Here is a 20,588-nt window from a genome sequence, read left to right as displayed (position 1 = left end):
CGGATCAGGACCCGATGTTGTGCATGACGTGCTTGATGCGGGTGTAGTCCTCGAGGCCGTACATCGAGAGGTCCTTGCCGTAGCCCGAGTGCTTGAACCCCCCGTGCGGCATCTCGGCCACGAGCGGGATGTGGCAGTTGACCCAGACGCACCCGAAGTCCAGGCGCCGGGTCATCCGCATGGCCCGGCCGTGGTCCTTCGTCCAGACCGAGGACGACAGGCCGTAGTCGACGCCGTTGGCCCAGCGCACCGCTTCGTCCTCGTCGGTGAAGCGCTGCACGGTGATGACCGGGCCGAAGATCTCGTTCTGGATGACCTCGTCGTCCTGGTGCAGCCCGCTGACGACCGTCGGCTGGTAGAAGTACCCGCGCTCGCCCTGCCGCGCCCCGCCGGCCTGCACCTCGGCGTGATCGGGCAGGCGCTCGAGCATGCCGCCGACCCGCTCGAGCTGGGCGGCGTTGTTGAGCGGGCCGAAAAGGATGTCGTCGTCGCTCGGCGCGCCGACCTTGGTGTTGCGGGCCTGCTCGGCGAGCGCCGCGACGAACTCGTCGTGGATGCCCGGGGCGGCGAGCACGCGGGTGGCCGCGGTGCAGTCCTGACCGGCGTTGAAGTAGCCGGCGATCGCGATGTTCTCGGCCGCGTCGGCGAGGTCGGCGTCGTCGAACACGACCACCGGGGCCTTGCCGCCCAGCTCGAGGTGCACCCGCTTGAGGTCCTGCGCCGCGGCGCCCGCGACCTCGAGGCCGGCCCGGACCGACCCGGTGATCGACACCATCTGCGGGATCTTGTGCGCGGTCATCGCGCGACCGGTGTCGCGGTCGCCGCACACGACGTTGAAGACACCGGGCGGGAAGAACTCCGAGGCGATCTCGGCCATCATCGCCGTGGTGACCGGCGTGGTGTCCGACGGCTTGAGCACGACGCAGTTGCCCGCGGCCAGCGCCGGGGCGAACTTCCAGACGGCCATCATCATCGGGTAGTTCCACGGCGTCACCTGACCCACGACGCCGACCGGCTCGCGGCGGACGTAGGACGTGAAACCGGCCATGTACTCGCCCGCACTGCGGCCCTCGAGGGTGCGCGCGGCGCCGGCGAAGAAGCGGATCTGGTCGACCGCCGGCGGGATCTCCTCCGAGCGGGTCAGCTCGATCGGCTTGCCGGTGTTCTCGCACTCGGCCGCGATGATCTCCTCGGCGTGCTCCTCCATCGCGTCGGCGAACTTGAGCAGCGCCCGCTGCCGCTCGCTCGGCGTGGTGTCGCGCCAGGTCTCGAAGGCGGTCGCGGCGGCGCGGTAGGCCGCGTCGACGTCCTCGGCGCCCGACACCGGGGCCGAGCCGAACACCTCACCGGTGGACGGGTCGATCAGATCGCTGCGCCGCCCGTCCAACGCTTCGGTCGACTTGCCGTCGACGAAGTTCGCAACGATTCGGCTCATCAGGGGTACCTCCGTTGTTCCAGCGCGGTACTCGAACGCTACACACGGCCCGAGGCGCCCACAACAACGAAATCCGCGCCATGTCGCGACTTATTCGACTGATTCAGTGGCGCCGATCCGGGCGAGGTCGGCGTCGACCATGGCGGCGACCAGCTGCTGGAAGTCGATCCGCGGGCGCCAGCCCAGGGTTTCCCGGATGTGCCGCGAATCTCCGCGCTGCTCCGCGGCGTCGGCCGGCCGCCGGAGGTCGGCGTCGATCCGCACCCAGGGACGCCAGTCGTCGATGCCCACGTGGGCGAAAGCGGCGGCGACGAATTCCGCGATCGTGTGGCTCACGCCGCTGCTGACGACGAAGTCGTCCGGCCGCTCGTGGCGCGCCACGAGCGTCATCGCCTCGGCGTAGTCACCGGCGAATCCCCAGTCGCGCCGCACGTCGAGCGTCCCGAGCACGAGCGGCTCCCGCGCGCCGGTCGCGATGCCGGCCACCGCCTTGGTGATCTTGCGGGTCACGAAACCAACCGGCCGGCGGGGTGACTCGTGGTTGTAGAGGATCACCGACGCCGCCCACAGCCCGGACGTCCGGTAGGCGAGCACGGCGTGCTGGGCCAGCGCCTTGGCCACGCCGTAGGGCGTCACCGGCCGCAGCGGGGTCGCCTCACTCTGCGGCGCGGCCGCGTCGCCGAAGATCTCGGCGCTGCCGGCCTGGACGAACCGGACGTGCGTCCAGTCCCGGCGGCGGAGCTGGTCGAGCAGCCGCAGCACGCCGACCCCGTTCACGTCGGCGACGAGGGCCGGGTCGTTCCACGACCGGGCGACGGACGAGATCGAGGCGAGGTTGTACAGCTCGGCCGGCCGGCAGTCGTCGAGCGCCGCGGCCAGCGACGCGGTGTCGCTCATGTCTCCGGACAGGGGGCGGACGCCGGGCGGCAGCTGGGCGGTGTCGAGGTCGACCACCAGTCCGAACACCTCGTGCCCCTGGGCGACGAGGAGCTCGCTCAGGTACCAGCCGTCCTGACCCGTGACGCCCGTGATGAGCGCGCGCACTCCGGTCAGCGTTCCCCGCGCTTCAGCCGCTGCAGGTCGGCCTCCACCATCATCGACACCAGCCCGGCGAAGTCGACCGTCGGCTTCCACCCGAGCACCTCGCGGGCCCGGGTCGCGTCACCGACCAGCAGGTCGACCTCGGCCGGGCGGAAGAAGCGTTTGTCCTGCTCGACGTAACGCTCCCAGTCGTCGATGCCGACGACGGCGAACGCGGCGGTCAGCAGGTCACGGATGGAGTGCGTCTCGCCGGTCGACACGACGAACTCACCGCCCTCGGGCTGCTGCAGCATGCGCCACATCGCGTCGACGTAGTCGCCGGCGAAACCCCAGTCGCGACGGGCGTCGAGGTTGCCCATGACGATCTTGTCCTGCCGCCCGAGCTCGATCGACGCCACCGCCGTCGAGACCTTGCGGGTGACGAACTCGGGTCCGCGCCGGGGCGACTCGTGGTTGAACAGGATGCCGCTCGACGCGTGCATGCCGTAGGACTCGCGGTAGTTGATGGTGATGTAGTGGCCGAAGACCTTCGCCACCCCGTAGGGCGAGCGCGGCCACAGCAGGGTGCCCTCGTTCTGCGGGACCTGCTGCACCTTGCCGAACATCTCCGAGCTGGACGCCTGGTAGAAGCGCACCTTCCCGGCGTCGTCGCCCGAGTAGAGGCGGACCGCCTCGAGCAGGTTCAGCACACCCTTGGCCGTGACCTCGGTCGTGAGCGAGGCCTGCTCCCAGGAGTAGGCGACGAAGCTGACCGCGCCGAGGTTGTAGACCTCGTCGGGGGCCGCGACGCGCAGCGCGCGCAGGAGGCTCGACATGTCGGTGAGGTCGCCGGTCAGCACCTCGACCCCCGGCACCGTCCGCGCGACCAGGTCGGCCTTCGGGTTGTTCTGCCCCCGGATGAGTCCGTAGACCTCGTAGCCCTTGTCCAGCAGCAACTCGGACAGGTACAGCCCGTCCTGCCCGGTGATACCGGTGATCAGTGCTCTCGGCACAGACGCCTCCTTCGCGCGGTGGCGGGAGTGTATCGGTGGCCCCCGGTGGGTTAGCCTGACTGCACCATGACGCGCGCGCTGCTCCTTCGCGGCCGCGGCGAGGCCCGGTAATCCGCCGGTCGGCCCCTCGTCGCGGGTGTTCCACTGCGCGCCGACCGCTCCCCTCGGATCACCTCAGGAGCCTCTCGTCATGACCACCCGCATCAACCGCGCCCCGAGCCCGCAGCGCCCCTCGGGCATGCCGTGCCACCGTTACCGGGCTTTCCCGGCCGTCGACCTGCCCGACCGCACCTGGCCGTCGCGCACCATCACCGCCCCCCCGCGCTGGCTGTCGACCGACCTGCGCGACGGCAACCAGGCGCTCATCGACCCGATGAACGCCGCCCGCAAGAACGCCATGTTCGACCTGCTGGTCCGCATGGGCTACAAGGAGATCGAGGTCGGCTTCCCGGCCGCGAGCCAGACCGACTTCGACTTCATCCGCAGCCTCATCGAGGGCGATCGCATCCCCGACGACGTCCGCATCTCGGTGCTGACGCAGGCCCGCGAGGAGCTCATCGAGCGCAGCGTGCAGTCGCTGATCGGCGCGCCGCAGGCGACGATCCACATGTACAACGCCGCCGCCCCGGTCTTCCGTCGGGTCGTCTTCGGCTTCGAAGGGGACGGACGCGCCGAGTGTCGCGCCGTCGCCGTCGACGGCGTCCAGGCGATCATGAAGTACGCCGACATCCACCTGCAGGACACCGAGTTCGGTCTCGAGTACTCCCCCGAGATCTTCATGGACACCGAGCTCGACTTCTCGCTGGAGATCTGCGAGGGCGTCATGGACGTCTGGCAGCCCGGGCCCGACCGCGAGATCGTCATCAACCTGCCCTGCACCGTCGAGCGCTCGACCCCGAACGTCTACGCCGACCAGATCGAGTGGATGTCGCGGCACTTCTCCCGGCGCGAGCATGTCTGCCTGTCCGTGCACACGCACAACGACCGCGGCACCGCCACCGCCGACGCCGAGTTGGCCGTGCTGGCCGGCGCCCAGCGCGTCGAGGGCTGCCTGTTCGGCAACGGCGAGCGCAGCGGCAACGTCGACCTCGTCACGCTGGGGCTGAACCTGTACAGCCAGGGCGTCAACCCGATGATCGACTTCAGCGACATCGACGAGATCCGCCGCACCGCCGAGTACTGCAACCGCATCGACGTCCACGAGCGGCACCCGTACGCGGGCGACCTCGTCTACACCTCGTTCTCCGGCTCCCACCAGGACGCGATCAAGAAGGGCTTCGACGATCTGGCCCGCCGCGCCGCCGAGACCGGCACGCCGATCGGCGACATGCGGTGGGACATCCCGTACCTGCCGATCGACCCGAAGGACGTCGGCCGCTCGTACGAGGCGGTGATCCGGGTGAACTCGCAGTCCGGCAAGGGCGGCGTCGCCTACATCATGAAGATGGACCACAAGCTCGACCTGCCCCGCCGCGCGCAGATCGAGTTCAGCCACGTCATCCAGTCGCACACCGACAACGAGGGCGGCGAGGTCGAGCCGGCCGCGATGTGGCGCATCTTCGAGAACGAGTACCTCGCGCCGGGCGACTTCGGCCTGGTCAAGTTCGGCTCCACGAGCGACGACAACGTCGAGAAGATCACCGCGACGGTGCGGGCGTTCGGCACCGAGCACCAGATCACCGGCGTCGGCAACGGCCCGATCGCGGCGTTCTGCACCGCGCTGTCCGACGTCGATCTCGGCCTCGGCGGGGTGAACGTGCGGGTGCTCGACTACAGCGAGCACGCGCTCACCTCCGGCGGTGACGCGCAGGCGGCGGCCTACCTCGAGATCGAGATCGGCGACGACGTCTTCTGGGGCGTCGGCATCAACGAGTCGATCGTGCAGGCCTCGCTGCGGGCCGTCGTCAGCGCGCTCAACCGCGCCGCGCGGCGCCGCAAGGCGGCCTGACCGGCGTCACTCGACGGGCGGCGGTACCGGGCCCGGACGGGGCCGGGGCCGCTCCCCCGTCGGCGCGACCGCCGGCGGGGGCGGCGGCCAGCCGACCGCCCAGGGTCCGGCAGCGGCAAACGCTCTTCGGGCCCGCCGGCGGCGGACGCCGACCGTCCACAGCACCACGAGGGCGGCGACGCCGATCACGGCGGCGCCCGCGCCGAGGTACGCCGCCCGGTTCAGGCCGGGGGCGGCGCCGACGCGGTAGTCGCCGGTGTCGCCGGCCCCGCGGGCCGCGGGCGCGGGCGCCGTCAGACCGGACCCCTTCGCGAACGAGTCGGCCCGCTGCTGGAACGGGCCCGAGCGGTCGTAGACCGGGTTCGGGGCGTTCGCCGGCACGGCGGCGGTGACCGCGGCGTAGGCGTTGAGACGTCCGTAGCCGTAGTCGGGGCCGGGCGGGCTGCGCCGGTCGTCAAGGGTCTGCAGCAGCCGGGTGACGACCTGCCGGCCCGAGAGCGTCGGGTACTTCGACCACACCAGCGCCGCCGCGGCCGACACGAGCGCGGTGGCCTGGCTCGTGCCGTCACCCGAATAGGCCTGCCCCGGCACCCGTCCGAGCGAGGGGATGTTCACCCCGGGCGCGACCATCGACAGGTAGGGCTGCCGCCCCGAGAAGCGGGCGACCGAGCCGGAGCGGTCGACCGCGCCGACCGAGACGACGCCCAGGCACGACGCCGGCTCCTCGACCGTGTTCTGCGTCGGTCCGGTGTTCCCGACGGCCGCGATGACGATCGCGCCCTTGGCGAGCGCGTGGAACACCGCCGCCTGCTCCTCGGGCGAGCACGGCGCGCCGTCGCTGGGCAGGCGCTTGCCGCCCACCGACATACTGATGATCTTGGCGCCGTGGTCGGCGGCGTAGCGGACGGCGTCGTCGAGGCGGTCGGGTCGGCCGGCGTCGGTCGTGCCGTCGAGCGGGACGGCGACGGGCAGCACCTTCGCGTCCGGCGCGAGCCCGGTGATGTCGAGCGTGCCCGGGCGGGCGACCATGATCGACGCCATCGCCGTGCCGTGCCCGAATTGGTCGATCTCGCGGTCGGTCTGGCCGTTGCCCCCCGCCCCGAGATCGGTTCCGGAGAGGATGCGCCCGGCGAGTTCGGGCAGGGCGGCGTTGACGCCGGTGTCGATCTCGGCGATGGTGACGCCCTGGCCGTGCGCACCGTCGGCCCACAGCCGCTCGACCTGCCAGGCGTCGAACCAGTACTCCGGCGCCCCGGTGGGCCCGGGCGCGGCCGCAGCCGGCACGGAGGCAACGAGCACGAGCGCCGCCGCCAGCGCAGGCACCACCCTCCGGACTCTCACAGCGGCGGGTCCCAGCTGGTCACGACCGGTGCGCGCGCGTACGTCGTGGCCAGCACCGGCAGGGTGAATATGCCGGTCGTGGTCGTCGTGACGTTGCGGAAGGAGAGCGTGCGGTAGCTTCCGTGCACCTTCACGTCACCGGTCACCTTGAGCGCCCCGGCCGCACCGTCGGCGAGATCGACGGAGACACCCTGGGTCAGGTCGGAGGCGAGCCGGCCGCGGACGCTGCCCGGCACGGCCCGCCCGCCGTCGGGCAGCGGGCAGCGCAGATCGGCGGCTCCGGCGAGGCAACGCCGCAGCGCGGTGGCCACGGCGGCGACGACGGCCCGTTCGCCGGCGTCCGAGACCCGGGGAAACACCTGGGTGGTCGGGTCGCCGGCGAAGGTCACCGCCGAGTGTTCCGGGTCGAGTTCGAGGTAGCCGGTGTCGAACCGGATCGGCACCGCCCCCGGGAAGAGGCCCACGGTGCCGTCCGGGATCGGGCCGCCGGCGATCGTCGCCCGATCGGCCCCGCGCACGACCTGCAGCTGGGTCGCCGCGGCCGAGCGCGCCAGCTGCCACGTGCCGCCGACGAGCCGGGTCGGGACGGCGTCGTGCACCGGCACCGAGCCGCTGCGGAACGCGAGGGCGTACTCGACCCGCACGGTCGCGGTCGCCCCGTGCTGCTCGACCCGGTCGACGGTGATGTCGCGGATCGGGGCGAGGCCGAGCTGGTCGCGCAGCACGGTCGAGGTGAGGAACGTGTGCGGCGCATCGGGGACCGGTCCGAGGGCGAGCGCGGCCGGGGCATCGCCCGCGGCGAGCGCGGCGAAGTAACGGGCGACGACGCCGTCGGGGCCGCTCGAGTCGAGGTAGGACCGGATCGCGACGAGCGTGCCGCCCACGATCAGGGCGACCGTGAGCAGGACCGCCGACCAGTACGCCCGCGGGTGCCGGCGCGGCGCCGGCGCGGAACTCATGGGTGGCTACTCCACCCGGCGGCGGCCGGAGAAGGCTCGCCCGAGGGTGACCTCGTCGGCGTACTCGAGGTCGCCGCCGACGGGGAGCCCACTGGCCAGCCGGGTGACGGTGAGCCCCATCGGCATGAGCAGCCGGGCCAGGTAGGTGGCGGTGGCCTCGCCCTCGAGGTTCGGGTCGGTGGCCAGGATCAGCTCGGTGACCACGCCGTCGCGCAGCCGGGTCAGCAGCTCGCGGATGCGCAGGTCGTCGGGGCCGACACCGTCGATGGGGCTGATCGCGCCGCCGAGCACGTGGTAGCGGCCCCGGAACTCCCGCGTCCGCTCGATGGCGACGACGTCCTTCGGCTCCTCGACGACGCAGATGACCGTGAGGTCGCGACGCGGGTCGTTGCAGATGCGGCACACCTCGGCCTGCGCGACGTTGCCGCAGATGGCGCAGAACTTGACCTCGTTCTTCACCCGCAGCAGCGTGTGCGCGAGCCGTTCGACGTCGACGGCCTCGGTCGCCAGCAGGTGGAACGCGATGCGCTGGGCGCTCTTCGGCCCCACCCCCGGCAACCGGCCGAGCTCGTCGATGAGGTCCTGGACGGCACCCTCGTACATGGTCGGACCCGGTCGGGAGGCTTAGAGACCCGGCAGCCCGAGGCCACCGAGCCCGCCGCCGAGGCCGCCCATGCCCCCGGTGACCGGACCCATCTTCTCGGCCGCGAGGTCGGCGACGGCGCGGTTGGCGTCGCGGATCGCGGCGACCACGAGGTCCTGAAGCGTCTCGACGTCGTCGGGGTCGACCGCCTTCGGGTCGATGGTCAGCGAGAGCAGTTCGCCGGCCCCGGTGACGGTGGCCGAAACGAGCCCGCCACCGGCCGTGCCGGTGACCTCGGCCGCCGCGAGCTCGGCCTGCGCGGCCTCGAGCTGCTGCTGCATCTTCTGCGCCTGCTTCATCAGCTGCTGCATGTTCGGCTGGCCGCCGCCGCTGAATCCTCCGCCACGCTGGCTCAAGGTCCGTCCCCACGTTCTGTCGTGTGCGCTGACTGTCGTGTGCGCTGTCTGTCGTGTTCGCTGAGATCGCCCCAAGGGTAACCGGCCCGTCCGACCCGCCGCCTCGAGGCGACGTGCGAGGCTGGAGCGATGCGCCGGTTCCTGATGATTGCCGCCGTGGCGTCGCTCGCCGCCTGCAGTTCGGCCACCACGAGCGGTCACCCCTCGGCGGCGTCGACCACCCCGACGACCAGCGCCGCGCCGTCGACCTCGTCGCGGCCCGCGGCGCCGAGCACGACAGCGAAGCCGTCGACCAGCGCGCGCCGGACGACCACGGCCCCGGCGAGGCCCACCGGGCCCGCGGCCCCGCCGTCCAGGTCCACCCGGCCGGTGCCGCCCCTGCCGACGGTCAGCGGGGTGCCGACCGTCGTCCTCAACCCGGGTCACAACGGCGGCAACGCCACCCACACCGCCGAGATCAATCGGCAGGTGCCCGCCGGCTTCGGTGCCTACAAGGCCTGCGACACGACCGGCACGAACACCGACGCCGGCTACCCGGAGCACGCGTTCACCTTCGACGTCTCGCTGCGCGTGCGCAGCATCCTGCGCGCGCACGGCGTGCGCGTGGTCATGACTCGCTATGACGACACCGGCGTCGGGCCGTGCGTCGACGAGCGGGCCGCGATCGGCAACGCGTCGAACGTCGTCGCCGTCGTCTCGATCCACGCCGACGGCGCTCCCTCGGCCGGGCACGGCTTCCACGTCAACCAGGACAGCCGCACCCCCGACGGCGCGACGCAGGCCACCGTCGCGAAGTCCGACCGGCTCGGCCACGCGATCCACGACGCGCTCGTCGCCTCGTCGGGGCTCGTGCCGTCGACCTACATCGGCCAGAACGGCTACTACTACCGCAGCGACCTGGCCGGGCTGAACCTCGCGCGGCGTCCGGCGACGTTCCTGGAGCTCGGCAACATGCGCAACTCGGGTGACGCGGCCCAGCTGTCGTCGGCGTCGGGCCGCGAGCAGATCGCCCGTGCCGTGGCCGCCGGGATTCTCGCCTACCTCAACGGCTGACCCGGGCACCGCTGTTCAGCGCGGGCAAACCCGCAGACACGCAGGTTCGTGTCCTTCTCGTCAAACTGCCGAACGGTTCGACCGGGTGAGAGGCGACTCAGCTCTCGAGCGGTCGCGCGCCCAGGCGATCGCGCAGCAGCTTCAGCGCCTCGACCTCGGGGTCGATGACCGGCGGGGGCGGCGCACCCTCGTCGTCGTCGGGTGGTTCGGGGTCGTCGTCGCGCGGGTCGGGCTCGGGTGGCGGCGCGGCCGGACGCCCGCCCCCACCTCGCGCCGGCTCGGGTGTGGACGCGGCCGACGTCGTCGCGCCCCCGGCCACCCCGATGCGCCACGAACCGCCGACCACGCTGGTCAACGCCGCCTTGAGGACGTTGGTGTTGCTGTCCTCGGCGATCATCTTGGCCAGCGCGTTCGGCGCCGAGAGCCGGACCAGCTCGCCGTCGACCTCGGCGATCTGGGCGTTGTCGAGCAGCGCCCGGGTGCGCCGGCTCGACTGCTTGACGACCTCGAGGATCTCGGGCCAGAGCCGGCGCAGCGCGTTCGCGTCGAGCGCACCGTCGGCCGCGGGCGGCGCCGGCTCGGGCTCGGGTCGCGCGGCCGCGACGGTGGCTGCCGGACGTTCGCTCTCGGGCTGGATTGTCGCGGTCTCCGGGCTGCGGGCCGGCGAACGCTCGGCCGGACGCTCCGGGGCCGCGGCCTTCACCGGCGCGGCCTGGGCAGGTGCGGGCTTCTCGGGCGCGGGTTTCTCTGGTGCCACCTTGGCGGGCGGGGACGTCACGGGCCCGGCCTTCGGCGGTGCCTCGGCGGGCGCGCTGCCACCCGACGCGGTCATCCGCCGCTCGAGCCGTTCGAGCCGCTGCAGCACCGCGGCGGCATCGGCGGTGGCGTCGGGCAGCATCATCCGGGCGCAGAGCAGTTCGAGAACCAGCCGCGGCGAGGTCGTCCCCCGCATCTCGATGAGCGCGGTGTGCACGATCTCGGCGAAGCGGGTGAGGGTGGCCCCGCCGAGCCGCACGGCCTGATCGGCCATCTGCTCGAGCTGGTCCTGCGGGACGTCGATCAACCCGCGCTCGCCGGCATCGGGCACGGCGTCGAGCAGGATGAGGTCGCGGAAGCGGTCGAGCAGGTCGATCGAGAACCGGCGCGGGTCGTGCCCGGCCTCGACGACGCGGTCGACCGTGCCGTAGACGCCCGCGGCGTCACCGGCCGCGAGGGCGTCGACCATGTCGTCGAGCAGCGCGCCGTCGGTGACGCCGAGCAGCGCCACCGCGCGGGCGTAGGTGACGCCGTCGGGCCCGGCGCCGGCGAGCAGCTGGTCGAGGATCGACAGCGAGTCACGCGCCGAACCGCCGCCGGCGCGCACGACGAGCGGCAGCACGGCCGGCTCGACCGCGATGCCCTCGGCCGTGACGATGGTGTCCAGGTGCGCCCGCAGCGCCTGCGGCGGGATCAGCCGGAACGGGTAGTGGTGAGTGCGCGACCGGATCGTGGTCAGCACCTTGTCGGGCTCGGTCGTCGCGAAGACGAACACCAGGAAGTCCGGCGGCTCCTCGACGAGCTTCAGCAGCGCGTTGAACGCCGCCGTCGTGACCATGTGGGCCTCGTCGATGATGTAGACCTTGTAGCGGTCGCGCACCGGCGCGAAGAAGGCCCGCTCGCGCAGGTCGCGCGCGTCGTCGACGCCGTTGTGGCTGGCGGCGTCGATCTCGATGACGTCGATCGAACCGGGGCCGTTGGGCGCGAGCTCGCGGCACGAGTCGCAGACCCCGCACGGATCGGGCGTCGGGCCCTGCAGGCAGTTCAGGCTGCGGGCGAGGATGCGCGCGCTCGAGGTCTTGCCACAGCCGCGCGGGCCGCTGAACAGGTAAGCGTGGTTGATGCGCCTGGCCGCCAGCGCGGCCCGCAGCGGGTCGGTGACGTGCTCCTGGCCGATGACCTCGGCGAAGGTGGCCGAGCGGTACTTGCGGTACAGCGCGAGATTGCTCGCCCCCGGGCTGACCTCTGTCACGCGTCGACCCTAACCAGCACCACCGACAGCCGTCACGCCGCCCGGTTGCCCGTCGCCACCAATGAAAGGGACCCCCCGCGCACCCGTCAGAGCCTGCTTATCCTTGCTGCCTTCCGGCCCTGGGGAGGTTCGCAGGATGAACGCCGCACGGGGGGTCGACCGCTCACTCTACGGCCATCCGGTGTTGGGGCCGCCCGGGCCCGCCCCGTATCCTCATCGACGGAGGATTCGCCTAGTGGCCTATGGCGCTCGCCTGGAACGCGGGTTGGGGGCAACCCCTCATGGGTTCAAATCCCATATCCTCCGCCAGCCGAACGTGACGGCCCGGCGCCATCGGGCGCCGGGCCGTTCGCGCTCCCGCTGCTCCTACCTGACCGAATCCAGCCGAGCGACGTCCTGGACCACTGCCCGGCGCTCGGCCCGTACCGGCGTGAGCGGGACCGCGAGCAGCGGGAAGACCGCGACGAGCGCGAAACCCAGCGCGTACCGCCCCTCGCCGATCACCGCGGCCAGCACCGGCGCGGTCGCCACCGCGGCCACGTTCTGCACCGTGTTCTGCACCCCGAGCGCGCGGCCGGCCCACTCGGGCCCGGCGAGCTCGGCCACCGCGGTGTAGGCCAGCCCGTTGTCGGCGACGGTGATCAGCGCACCCAACCCGAATCCGGCGATGACGAACCAGAGCCCGGTCGCCGCGCCGAGGGCGATGACGAGCATCAGCGTCGCGCTCGCCACCGCGAGCTGGCGCATGGGCCGCAGGCGGCTGCGCACGCGATCCGACCAGACACCCGACACCACCCGACCGGCCGCGCCCGCCGCCTGGAAGCCGAAGATCAGCCGACCGGCGACGGCGGGATCCCAGTGCCGCTGCCCGACGAGGTAGACGAGGGTGAACGTGGCGACGGCGAACTGCGGGACGACCAGCATCGAGCTGGCCAGGTGGATGCGGGCCAGCTGCCGCGAGCCACGGTAGGGCGAGCCGACCGGCGCTGCCCCGGGCACCCGCTGCGGACGGGGCGGGTCGGCCACGAGCGCGACGACGGCCGCGGCGGCGACCAGGCAGAGCAGGGCGGGGAAGAGCAGGGCCACGTGCGCCCCGTGCGCATGGGCCAGCGGCGGCAGGGCGAGCGCGGCCAGGGCCACCCCGAGCGGCTGGGCGGTCTGCCGGGCGCCCATCGCCAGGCCCCGTTCCGACGGCGGGAACCAGCCCATCACGACCCGCCCGCTCGCCGCGTTGACCGACGCCCCGAACGCCCCGGCCAGGGCCAGCAACAGGCCGAGGGCCCAGACCGACGGCACGACCGCGGCCAGGGCCAGCAGTCCGGCGGCGATGCCGACTCCGGTGGCGATGACGACCCGCTCGCCGTGCCGGTCGGCCGCGGCACCCCACGCGATCAGGGTGACCAGCAGCCCGGCCATCGGGGCCGACACGACGAGGCTCGCGGCGAAGAGGCTGAGCCCCGCGGCCCGCAGCGCCGGCACCAGCATCGGGATGCCGTACAGGAAGCAGCAGGTCGCGGCCTGGGCCGCCGTGCCGACGGCGAGGATCGTCCACCGCCGACTGTCGCTCACCCGGCGAGCATAGACCTCGTCCCACTAGTAGAGACGAGCATCTTATTTAATGAGACCCAAGAATCGGGCGACCTCGTCGGCGAACCGTTGCGGCTCGCGGCGGTGCGGCTCGTGGCCGGCACCGGCGAACACGACGAGCCGGCTCGACGGCAGGTGTCGCTGCGCCGCATGCGCGTGCGCCACCGGGATAACCGGGTCGCGCTCGTTCCAGATGAGCAGGGTCGGCACCTTCTCGCTGAGCGTCCCCATGTCCATGAAGTTGCCCCGCTGACCCGCCGGCTCGATGACCCCCCGCAGCGCGGCGAAGAATGCCGCCTGCCCCTCGGCGGTGCCCAGCGCGCGGCCGGCCCGGCGCAGGTTGGTGACATTGTCGCTCGTGAGCCGCAGCGTGCGGTGCAGCCGCGGATGGGCGTAGACGCGGCGCATCCGCTGCGTCGTCGCGACCCGCAGCACGGCCGGCGCCACCGGCAGCGCCGCGGCCCGCAGCAGCGGGTGCACCTCGCGGCCCAGCCCGCCGGCCGACACCAGCACGAGCCGTTCCAGCCGTTCGGGGTGGCTGCCCCCGAAGTGGACGGCGATCGCGCCGCCGAGGGAGTGCCCGCAGATGGTGACGGTGTCGATGCCCAGCGCGTCCAGCACGTCGCGCAGCGAGTCGGCGAAGTCGTCGAGCAGGTAGGAGCGTGCCGGCTTGTCCGAGCGGCCGTGCCCGATGAGGTCGACGGCCAGCACGCGCGCCCCGTGCGCGGCGAGCGGGACGATGGTGCGGTCCCAGGTGTTGCTGTCCGAGGCGAGCCCGTGCAGCAGCACGACCACCGGGCCGTCGATCGGCCCCGCTTCGACGTAGGCGATCGCGTGGCCACCGGCCAGGACCGTCCGCGCGATGGGTTCGCTCACCCGCCGAAAATACCCAGTGGCCGGATCAGAGGTCGACGTACATCCGCACGACCGTGCCGGCGGGGGACGAGCGGACCTGGACGAGGTCGCACAGATGGTTGGCGAGCCACAGCCCGCGCCCGCTGGTGGCCGCCGGCGGCGGGGCGAAGCGACCGGCGAGCGGGTCCTGGATGTAGCCACGGTCGCGCACCTCGCACACGACGGCGTCGTCCTGCACCCACACCGCCATCGACGCGCGGCCACCGCCGTGACGCAGGCTGTTGGTGACGATCTCGTTCACCGCCAGCACGAGGTCGTCGACGCGCTCGGGCGAGACTCCGGCCGCGTTGGCGGCGGTGCGCACGAAGGACCGCACCTCACCGAGCTCGGGGGTGTCGATGACGAAGTGGGCCGCGGCCGGGGGGACGGCGTCGGGCATCGTGGAGTACAGCGAGGCGCCGAGGTCGGGCTGGAAGTCCGCGTTGGCCCCCTCGCCGCGGATCACGGAATGGCTGCGGCGCATCGTCTGCAGGCTGTCCGCGTCCAGCGTGGCGGAGTCGTAGAGGCACACGACCGACAGCGGCCAGGTGCGCAGCGACGGGTCGTTGAGCACGAAGTCCGACAGCTGGGCCTCGGCGTGCGCGGCGGGGCTGCGTCCCCGGAAGACGGTCTCGTTGAGGCCGAGCGAGTGCCGGCCGTCGCCGGCGGCCTGGAAGCTGTGCAGCATGGTGGTGATCCGGCACGGGTTGCGACCATGCTGATCGGTCGAGACGAAGGTGACGTCCTCGGCCTCGGCACCCAACTCGTCCCGGACGTCGTCGAGCTTCTCGCCGGCCGCGAGGATGATCAGTCGCTCGTCACGCGCCAGCCCGTCGCGGACCAGCGACACGCAGGACGGCACGAAATCGGCGCGGCCCGCGTAGGGCAGCGCCTCGTGCTGGAAGAGGTCCTGCATCGTCGTCAACGTCCCATGGGTCGGTGGAGCTGTCCCCGGGGAGCGTGCCCGAAACGCGAGCAGGCAAACCGGTCGCGCCCAGAATATTGGGCGCTAGGGGGAGATCTGACGATCAGGCGGCGGCGCGGCGCTTGCGCGGGCGCTTGACGGCCGGGGAGGTCATGTCTCCGCGAGCGGCCGACACGACGTCGGGGGTGAGCCCCAGCATCGACAGCAGCATGCGGCACTCGTCGGCGTCGGTCGCCGCGGCGGCGACGACCCGGACGGCACTCTTCTGCTGCTCGGCGTGCAGTCGTTCCTCGGCCTCGATGCGGGCCAGGTCGGCCCGGGAGATCGGCGTGCCGTCGACGGACATGGTCCCCACTCGCGCTGTCATGGCAGCACCATTCCCGAGGCATTCGGTGCTCTAACTCACCGATCCCAAGAAGATTCCGGTGTTCGATCGGGGCGCGGATCGGCCCTGATCTTCAGTTCGCCGGCGGCAGCTCGGCCACGCGCACGAAGAACTCGTCGATCTGCTTGACGACCTCGGTGAACCGGTCGAAATCGACCGGCTTGGTGACGTAGATGTTGGCGTGGTTGTCGTAGCTGCGGGTGACGTCCTCGATCGCGCCGGAGGTCGTGAGCACGACGATCGGGATCTTGCGCAGCGTCGGGTCGTTCTTGACCGCCTCGAGCACCTCGTGCCCGGACATCCGCGGCAGGTTGAGGTCGAGCAGGATGAGATCCGGACGCGCCGCGTCGGCATAGTCGTCCTCGTTGCGCAGGAAGGCCATCGCCTCGACACCGTCGGACACGACATCGAGCCGGGAGACGACGTCGCCGGCGGCCAGCGCCTCCTGGGCGATGAGCACATCGCCCGGATCGTCCTCGACGAGAAGGACGCCGAGCTGGCGACGGGGACCGTCAGAGAGAGTGCCGGGCACCTGATCCGCCTTCCGGAAGGGTGAATCGGAAGATCGCACCTGGGCGGGACTCTACGTGATCGAGCCAGATGGTCCCGCCGTGGAACTCGACGATCTTGCGGCACAGGGCCAGCCCGATGCCGGTGCCGCCGTACTGGTCGCGCAGGTGCAGGCGCTGGAACACCGCGAAGATGCGCTCGGCGTACTGCGGGTCGATGCCGATGCCGTTGTCGGCCACCGTGAACGTCCACCGCTGCTCGTCGGCGTCGTGCTCGACCGAGACGGTGATGACCGGCGGCACGCCGTCTCGGTGGTACTTCACCGCGTTCCCGACGAGGTTCTGCCAGAGCGAGGTGAGCAGCGCGCGGTCGCCGTCCACCGTCGGCAACCGGTCCGGGCGCTCGACGGTCGCCCCCTCGGCGGCGATGCGATCCGACAGCGTCTCGACCGCCTGGTCGAGGATCGCGCCGAGGTCGAGCGGACGGAACTCCTCGGTACTGCGCCCGACCCGCGAGAGGGCGAGCAGGTCGCCGATGAGCACCTGCATGCGCTTGGCCCCGTCGACGGCGAAGTCGATGTACTGGCGGGCGCGGTCGTCGAGCTGCGGGCCGTACTGCCGCTCGAGCAGCTGGCAGAAGTTGGCGACCTTGCGTAGCGGCTCGGACAGGTCGTGCGAGGCGACGTACGCGAACTGCTGCAGGTCGGCGTTGGACCGTTCGAGCTCGTCGCCCTGTCGCTGCAGGTCGTCGAAGGCCTCGCTGAGGCGATCGAGCTGAGCCACGATCTGGGCCCGCATGTCCTCCACGTCCGAACCCAGTTCGGTGAGTTCGCGAGGCCCGCTCGGGGTGATCGGCCGTGCCAGTTCGCCCCGGGCGACGTGCCGCGTCTGCTCGCCGAGGGAGTCGATCGGGCGCAGCACCCACCGGTGCAGGCCGCGCCACAGGGCGACGGCGGCCGCGACGACGATGGCGAGGAACAATCCGAGCGCGACGCCGGCGTAGGAGCCGTCGCGGGAGCGGGCGTCGCGGGCTTCCGTGGTGCGCCCGGCGACGACGCGCGACAGCACGGCACTCGCCGTCCGGATGTCGTCGAAGCGCGACCGGCCGGCGTCGAGCGCGCTGCTGTCGGGCCGCCGGCCGCTCTGCACCTGGCTGACGAGGGGCCGGGCGATCTCGCGCTGCCAGACGGCAGCGGCGCCCTCGACGTCGGCCAGGGCGCTCATGGCGGCGGCGTCACCTCGGACGAGGCCGGTCAGGGTGACGCGGTCGACCCGCTCGGCGGCGAGGTAGTCGGTGTAGGGCCGGAGCGCGTCGGGCTGGCGGGAGAGCAGGTAGCCCCGCACCCCGGTCTCCTGGTTCACCAGGTCGGCGAGCAGGCGCTGGCCCGCGGCCGCCGCCGGTTGCCAGCGGTAGATGACGCTGTTCCCGGCGGTCGCGAACGAGACGGTCGAGACGATCAGGACGGTCGCGAGCGCGCCGAGCACGACGGCCAGGATCACGAAGGTCCGCCCGATGCCGCGCCGCAGCGTCCAACCGGGCCGGGGGGCCGGCACGTCCGGGGTCACGCGCGCCGGGTCAGCACGAGGGCGGCCGTGTCGTCGACCGACGCGACCGGGGCGCCGGTGACGAGGGTCTGGATCCAGCTCGTGGCGGGCCGGCCGTCTGCGGCGCCGCGCCCGACGGCGTCGACGAGTTCGGGGATGCCGAGGCCGTCCGAGGCCGGGTCGGACGAGTAGGCCTCGAGCAGGCCGTCGCTGTAGAGGACGACGGAGGAGCCGACCGGCACGTCGGCCCGGCTGAGCGGCCACTCCGGCGTCCCGGGCACCCGGACCCCGAGCGGCGGGCCGACGGTGAGCTCGAGGTAGCGCGCCCCGGACCGGTCGCAGACGATCGGTCCGGGATGACCGGCCAGCCGGACCGCCATCGGGGCGCCGGGGGCGATCGTCACGTCGCAGACCGTGACGAATCGGGGGTGCTCGGCCTCCTCGGCCTCGAGCAACCGGCCCAGGGTAGGCAGGATCAGCTCGTCGGGGACGCCGGCCAGCAGCATCGCCCGCCAGGCCACGCGCAGGTGGATCCCCAGCGCGGCCTCGTCGGGTCCGTGCCCCATGACGTCGCCGATGACGGCGCGGACGGTGCCGTCCTCGATCTCGACGATGTCGTAGAAGTCGCCCCCGAGAACCGCGTCGCCGCGCCCCGGTCGGTAGTAGGTCGCGCACTCGATGCGGCCCGAGCGCAACAGCGGGCGCGGCAGCAGCCCTCGCTCGAGGCGGGCCTGCTCGGCCGCGCCGAGGCTCAACTCCAGCAGTTGCTGCTGGGCGGCCTGGGCCCGCTTGCGTTCGAGGGAGTAGCGGATAGACCGCTCCAGGATCGCCGGGGTGATCGCGTCCTTGACCAGGTAGTCCTCGGCTCCGGCGCCGAGCGCGCCGGATCCGTCGCGCTCCTGGCGGCCGGTGAGCACGATGACGGCCGTGTCCGGGACGGCCCCGACGAGGTCGTGGACACCGCTGAACCCGACGGTGTCGGGCAGGCCGAGGTCGAGCAGGATGCAGCGCGGGCGGACGGTCGGCAGCGCCGCGAGCGCATCGCTCAGGCTGCGGACCCAGCTCACCGAGTCGTAGGGGAGCCCCATCTCGCGCAGGCTCTCCTGCACCAGGACGGCGTCGCCGTGGTCGTCCTCGACGAGCAGGACGGTCACGAGCGCGTCGGCGGTCGCCGGCTCGACGAAGCTCATCCGTCGCCCTCCTGACCGCCGAACGGCCGGTTGTGTCCCGGCCGGGGTGTGCAGACTCTACGGCCCGCGGGGGTCAATCGCAGGAGTCGGACGGGGCCGCACCCGGATCGCCCGCGGTGTCGCAGACATCGATCTGCTCGCCGCAGGCGTCGTCGAGCCGGGAGATGACGCCGCTGGAGATCGAGGCCAGCGCGTCGACCTGTTCGGTCGACAGGCCGTCGAAGAGGTAGCGCCGTACCGACTCGACGTGGCGCGGCGCGGCGCTCTCGACGGCGTCGCGGCCGGGGTCGGTCAGCACCACGAAGGCGCCCCGGCGGTCCTCGGTGCAGTTGGAGCGCTCGATGAGCCCGCGCTGCCCCATGCGGGTGAGCTGGTGCGACAGCCGGCTCTTCTCCCACCGCAGCGCCCGGGCGAGTTCGAGCACCCGCATCCGCGCGCCCTCGTGCTCGCTGAGCTGGACGAGAACGGAGAAGTCGGCGATCGACATGCCGCACTCGTCCTGCATCTCGCGGTTGAGTCGCGCGTTCAGGCGGGCGTTCATGTCCAGGTACGCCCGCCACGCCGCCTGTTCGCGGTCGTCGAGCCAGCGCGGCTCGGCCAGGGCTTCGTCCTGTGACATACGTCCAGCATACAGCAGGTTGACACATCATCTAAATCGTCCTACCGTGTTGGTTGACGGTTCAACCAAACATCTTCAAAGGAGTCACCATGACGGCCACCAGCACCGACTTCACCACTCTCACCGGCACCTACACCCTCGACCCGGCCCACTCGCGGCTCGGCTTCGTCGCCCGCCACGCGATGGTCACCAAGGTGCGTGGCAACTTCAACGAGTTCGAGGGCGCGACCACGATCGACGGCACGGACCCGAGCAAGTCCAGCGTCAGCGTCACCGCGCAGGTCGCCAGCATCGACACCCGCAACTCGATGCGCGACGACCACCTGCGCACCAACGACTTCCTCGACGTCGAGAAGTTCCCCACCATCTCCTTCGTCTCGACCTCGATCGCGCACGACGGCGGCAACGACTTCCAGGTCACCGGCGACCTCACCATCAAGGACGTCACGAAGTCCGTGACCATCCCGCTCGAGTTCCAGGGCGCGGCCAAGGACCCGTTCGGCAACGACCGCATCGGCTTCGAGGGCTCGACCCAGATCGTGCGCTCCGAGTACGGCGTCACCTACAACGCGGCGCTCGAGACCGGCGGCGTGCTCGTCAGCGACAAGATCACCCTCGAGTTCGAGATCTCGGCCATCAAGTCCGCCTGATCCGACTCGTCCCGATCGGCCCGTTTCCTCACTCGAGGGGCGGGCCGTCGGCGTCCCTGCGGGTATTCGATCTTGATCATTGGGCACGCTCCCGGCAGATGCCGCGGGGCCCCACGCCCCGCCCGGCCCGACCGACGGAGCACCCCATGACCGCTGCAGGACAAGTCACCTCCTCGGCCCGGCAGGTGTCGAACAGCGACGCGATGCGCGGCCTGGCGCGCTTCGGCCTCGCCTCCCGCGCGTTCGTCTACCTCGTCATCGGCTGGCTCGCCGTCCAGATCGCCCTCGGCCACCACTCCCAGCAGGCCAACCAGCGCGGCGCGCTCGCCGAGATCGCCTCGAACACCGGCGGCACCGTGCTGCTCTGGCTGCTCGCCATCGGCTTCGCCGCCTACGCCATCTGGCGCCTGAGCGAGGCGGCCTTCGGCACCGCCGCGGAGGGCGACGAGACCGGCCCGCGCGTGCAGTCCGGCGTTCGCGGGGTCATCTACGCCGCCCTGTGCGTCTC

Annotated in this window: 21 protein-coding genes, 1 tRNA gene and 1 other RNA gene; 5 read left to right on the top strand and 18 right to left on the bottom strand. The window is 72.1% G+C overall.

What is annotated here, in order from left to right; all coding sequences use genetic code 11:
• Nucleotides 1–4 precede the first annotated feature (4 nt).
• The 3 genes from VGN18_RS19035 to VGN18_RS19025 all read right to left on the bottom strand — a co-directional run bounded on the left by VGN18_RS19035 (nucleotide 5) and on the right by VGN18_RS19025 (nucleotide 3,468).
• Nucleotides 5–1,435, bottom strand: coding sequence for a gamma-aminobutyraldehyde dehydrogenase (locus VGN18_RS19035; protein ID WP_327541302.1), 1,431 nt, complete (start codon nucleotides 1,433–1,435; stop codon nucleotides 5–7).
• Nucleotides 1,436–1,525: 90 nt separating this feature from the next.
• A complete protein-coding gene (locus tag VGN18_RS19030; RefSeq protein ID WP_327541301.1) occupies nucleotides 1,526–2,479 on the bottom strand; it encodes a GDP-mannose 4,6-dehydratase in 954 nt (317 codons plus the stop codon).
• Nucleotides 2,480–2,484: 5 nt separating this feature from the next.
• Nucleotides 2,485–3,468: a GDP-mannose 4,6-dehydratase gene (locus tag VGN18_RS19025; RefSeq protein ID WP_327541300.1), complete on the bottom strand. Its 984-nt coding sequence runs from the start codon at nucleotides 3,466–3,468 to the stop codon at nucleotides 2,485–2,487.
• A 190-nt stretch (nucleotides 3,469–3,658) separates the two neighbouring features.
• On the opposite strand from VGN18_RS19025, the gene leuA reads away from it, so the two are divergent.
• A complete protein-coding gene (leuA, locus tag VGN18_RS19020; protein WP_327541299.1) occupies nucleotides 3,659–5,416 on the top strand; it encodes a 2-isopropylmalate synthase in 1,758 nt (585 codons plus the stop codon).
• Between the two features lie 6 nt (nucleotides 5,417–5,422).
• On the opposite strand, the gene VGN18_RS19015 is transcribed toward leuA, so the two are convergent.
• From VGN18_RS19015 to VGN18_RS18995, 5 genes are all read right to left on the bottom strand, one after another.
• Nucleotides 5,423–6,742, bottom strand: coding sequence for a S8 family serine peptidase (locus tag VGN18_RS19015; RefSeq protein WP_327541298.1), 1,320 nt, complete (start codon nucleotides 6,740–6,742; stop codon nucleotides 5,423–5,425).
• Between the two features lie 11 nt (nucleotides 6,743–6,753).
• Complete coding sequence (locus VGN18_RS19010) at nucleotides 6,754–7,716, bottom strand: hypothetical protein (protein ID WP_327541297.1); 963 nt, start codon at nucleotides 7,714–7,716, stop codon at nucleotides 6,754–6,756.
• 6 nt (nucleotides 7,717–7,722) lie between these two features.
• Nucleotides 7,723–8,319: a recombination mediator RecR gene (gene recR / locus VGN18_RS19005; RefSeq protein ID WP_327541296.1), complete on the bottom strand. Its 597-nt coding sequence runs from the start codon at nucleotides 8,317–8,319 to the stop codon at nucleotides 7,723–7,725.
• A 21-nt stretch (nucleotides 8,320–8,340) separates the two neighbouring features.
• A complete protein-coding gene (locus VGN18_RS19000; RefSeq protein ID WP_349259970.1) occupies nucleotides 8,341–8,670 on the bottom strand; it encodes a YbaB/EbfC family nucleoid-associated protein in 330 nt (109 codons plus the stop codon).
• A 242-nt stretch (nucleotides 8,671–8,912) separates the two neighbouring features.
• Nucleotides 8,913–9,131 (bottom strand): hypothetical protein, encoded by a 219-nt coding sequence (locus VGN18_RS18995; protein ID WP_327541294.1) that lies wholly within the window; start codon nucleotides 9,129–9,131, stop codon nucleotides 8,913–8,915.
• Between VGN18_RS18995 and VGN18_RS18990 the strand changes: the two genes are divergently transcribed.
• Complete coding sequence (locus VGN18_RS18990) at nucleotides 9,112–9,768, top strand: N-acetylmuramoyl-L-alanine amidase (protein ID WP_327541293.1); 657 nt, start codon at nucleotides 9,112–9,114, stop codon at nucleotides 9,766–9,768. The two genes, VGN18_RS18995 and VGN18_RS18990, sit on opposite strands and share 20 nt — an antisense overlap.
• Nucleotides 9,769–9,865: 97 nt before the next feature.
• Here VGN18_RS18990 and VGN18_RS18985 read toward each other — a convergent pair whose 3' ends face one another.
• Both VGN18_RS18985 and ffs read right to left on the bottom strand, forming a co-directional pair.
• Nucleotides 9,866–11,776, bottom strand: a complete 1,911-nt coding sequence (locus VGN18_RS18985) for a DNA polymerase III subunit gamma and tau (protein WP_327541292.1) — start codon at nucleotides 11,774–11,776, stop codon at nucleotides 9,866–9,868.
• A 63-nt stretch (nucleotides 11,777–11,839) separates the two neighbouring features.
• An RNA gene (gene ffs, locus VGN18_RS18980) (signal recognition particle sRNA small type) lies at nucleotides 11,840–11,936 on the bottom strand.
• 61 nt (nucleotides 11,937–11,997) lie between these two features.
• Between ffs and VGN18_RS18975 the strand changes: the two genes are divergently transcribed.
• Nucleotides 11,998–12,085: transfer RNA gene (locus VGN18_RS18975), tRNA-Ser, on the top strand.
• Nucleotides 12,086–12,142: 57 nt separating this feature from the next.
• On the opposite strand, the gene VGN18_RS18970 is transcribed toward VGN18_RS18975, so the two are convergent.
• The 8 genes from VGN18_RS18970 to VGN18_RS18935 all read right to left on the bottom strand — a co-directional run bounded on the left by VGN18_RS18970 (nucleotide 12,143) and on the right by VGN18_RS18935 (nucleotide 19,430).
• Nucleotides 12,143–13,345: an MFS transporter gene (locus tag VGN18_RS18970; protein WP_327541291.1), complete on the bottom strand. Its 1,203-nt coding sequence runs from the start codon at nucleotides 13,343–13,345 to the stop codon at nucleotides 12,143–12,145.
• Nucleotides 13,346–13,387: 42 nt separating this feature from the next.
• The gene (locus VGN18_RS18965) at nucleotides 13,388–14,239 is read right to left on the bottom strand and encodes an alpha/beta fold hydrolase (RefSeq protein WP_327541290.1); all 852 of its coding nucleotides are present in this window, start codon (nucleotides 14,237–14,239) and stop codon (nucleotides 13,388–13,390) included.
• 25 nt (nucleotides 14,240–14,264) lie between these two features.
• Nucleotides 14,265–15,173: an anti-sigma factor RsbA family regulatory protein gene (locus tag VGN18_RS18960; RefSeq protein WP_327541289.1), complete on the bottom strand. Its 909-nt coding sequence runs from the start codon at nucleotides 15,171–15,173 to the stop codon at nucleotides 14,265–14,267.
• A 112-nt stretch (nucleotides 15,174–15,285) separates the two neighbouring features.
• On the bottom strand, nucleotides 15,286–15,549 hold the full coding sequence (locus VGN18_RS18955) for a hypothetical protein (RefSeq protein ID WP_327541288.1): 264 nt from the start codon (nucleotides 15,547–15,549) through the stop codon (nucleotides 15,286–15,288).
• A 91-nt stretch (nucleotides 15,550–15,640) separates the two neighbouring features.
• Entirely contained in the window at nucleotides 15,641–16,099 is a 459-nt protein-coding gene (locus VGN18_RS18950) for a response regulator (RefSeq protein ID WP_327541287.1), read from the bottom strand.
• Complete coding sequence (locus VGN18_RS18945; RefSeq protein WP_327541286.1) at nucleotides 16,080–17,642, bottom strand: sensor histidine kinase; 1,563 nt, start codon at nucleotides 17,640–17,642, stop codon at nucleotides 16,080–16,082. Before VGN18_RS18945 ends, VGN18_RS18950 begins: the two co-directional genes overlap by 20 nt.
• Complete coding sequence (locus VGN18_RS18940; RefSeq protein ID WP_327541285.1) at nucleotides 17,639–18,811, bottom strand: fused response regulator/phosphatase; 1,173 nt, start codon at nucleotides 18,809–18,811, stop codon at nucleotides 17,639–17,641. The genes VGN18_RS18945 and VGN18_RS18940 overlap by 4 nt, the downstream gene beginning before the upstream one ends.
• Nucleotides 18,812–18,884: 73 nt before the next feature.
• Nucleotides 18,885–19,430 (bottom strand): MarR family winged helix-turn-helix transcriptional regulator, encoded by a 546-nt coding sequence (locus VGN18_RS18935; protein ID WP_327541284.1) that lies wholly within the window; start codon nucleotides 19,428–19,430, stop codon nucleotides 18,885–18,887.
• A gap of 89 nt (nucleotides 19,431–19,519) precedes the next feature.
• On the opposite strand from VGN18_RS18935, the gene VGN18_RS18930 reads away from it, so the two are divergent.
• Both VGN18_RS18930 and VGN18_RS18925 read left to right on the top strand, forming a co-directional pair.
• Nucleotides 19,520–20,080, top strand: a complete 561-nt coding sequence (locus VGN18_RS18930; protein WP_327541283.1) for a YceI family protein — start codon at nucleotides 19,520–19,522, stop codon at nucleotides 20,078–20,080.
• Between the two features lie 146 nt (nucleotides 20,081–20,226).
• A partial coding sequence (locus VGN18_RS18925) for a DUF1206 domain-containing protein (protein ID WP_327541282.1) occupies nucleotides 20,227–20,588 on the top strand: 362 nt, incomplete at its 3' end.

Source organism: Jatrophihabitans sp. (genome assembly GCF_036000465.1).
In the GTDB taxonomy this organism is placed as follows: Bacteria; Actinomycetota; Actinomycetes; order Mycobacteriales; family Jatrophihabitantaceae; genus Jatrophihabitans.
This window is presented reverse-complemented; position numbering and strand designations above follow the sequence as displayed.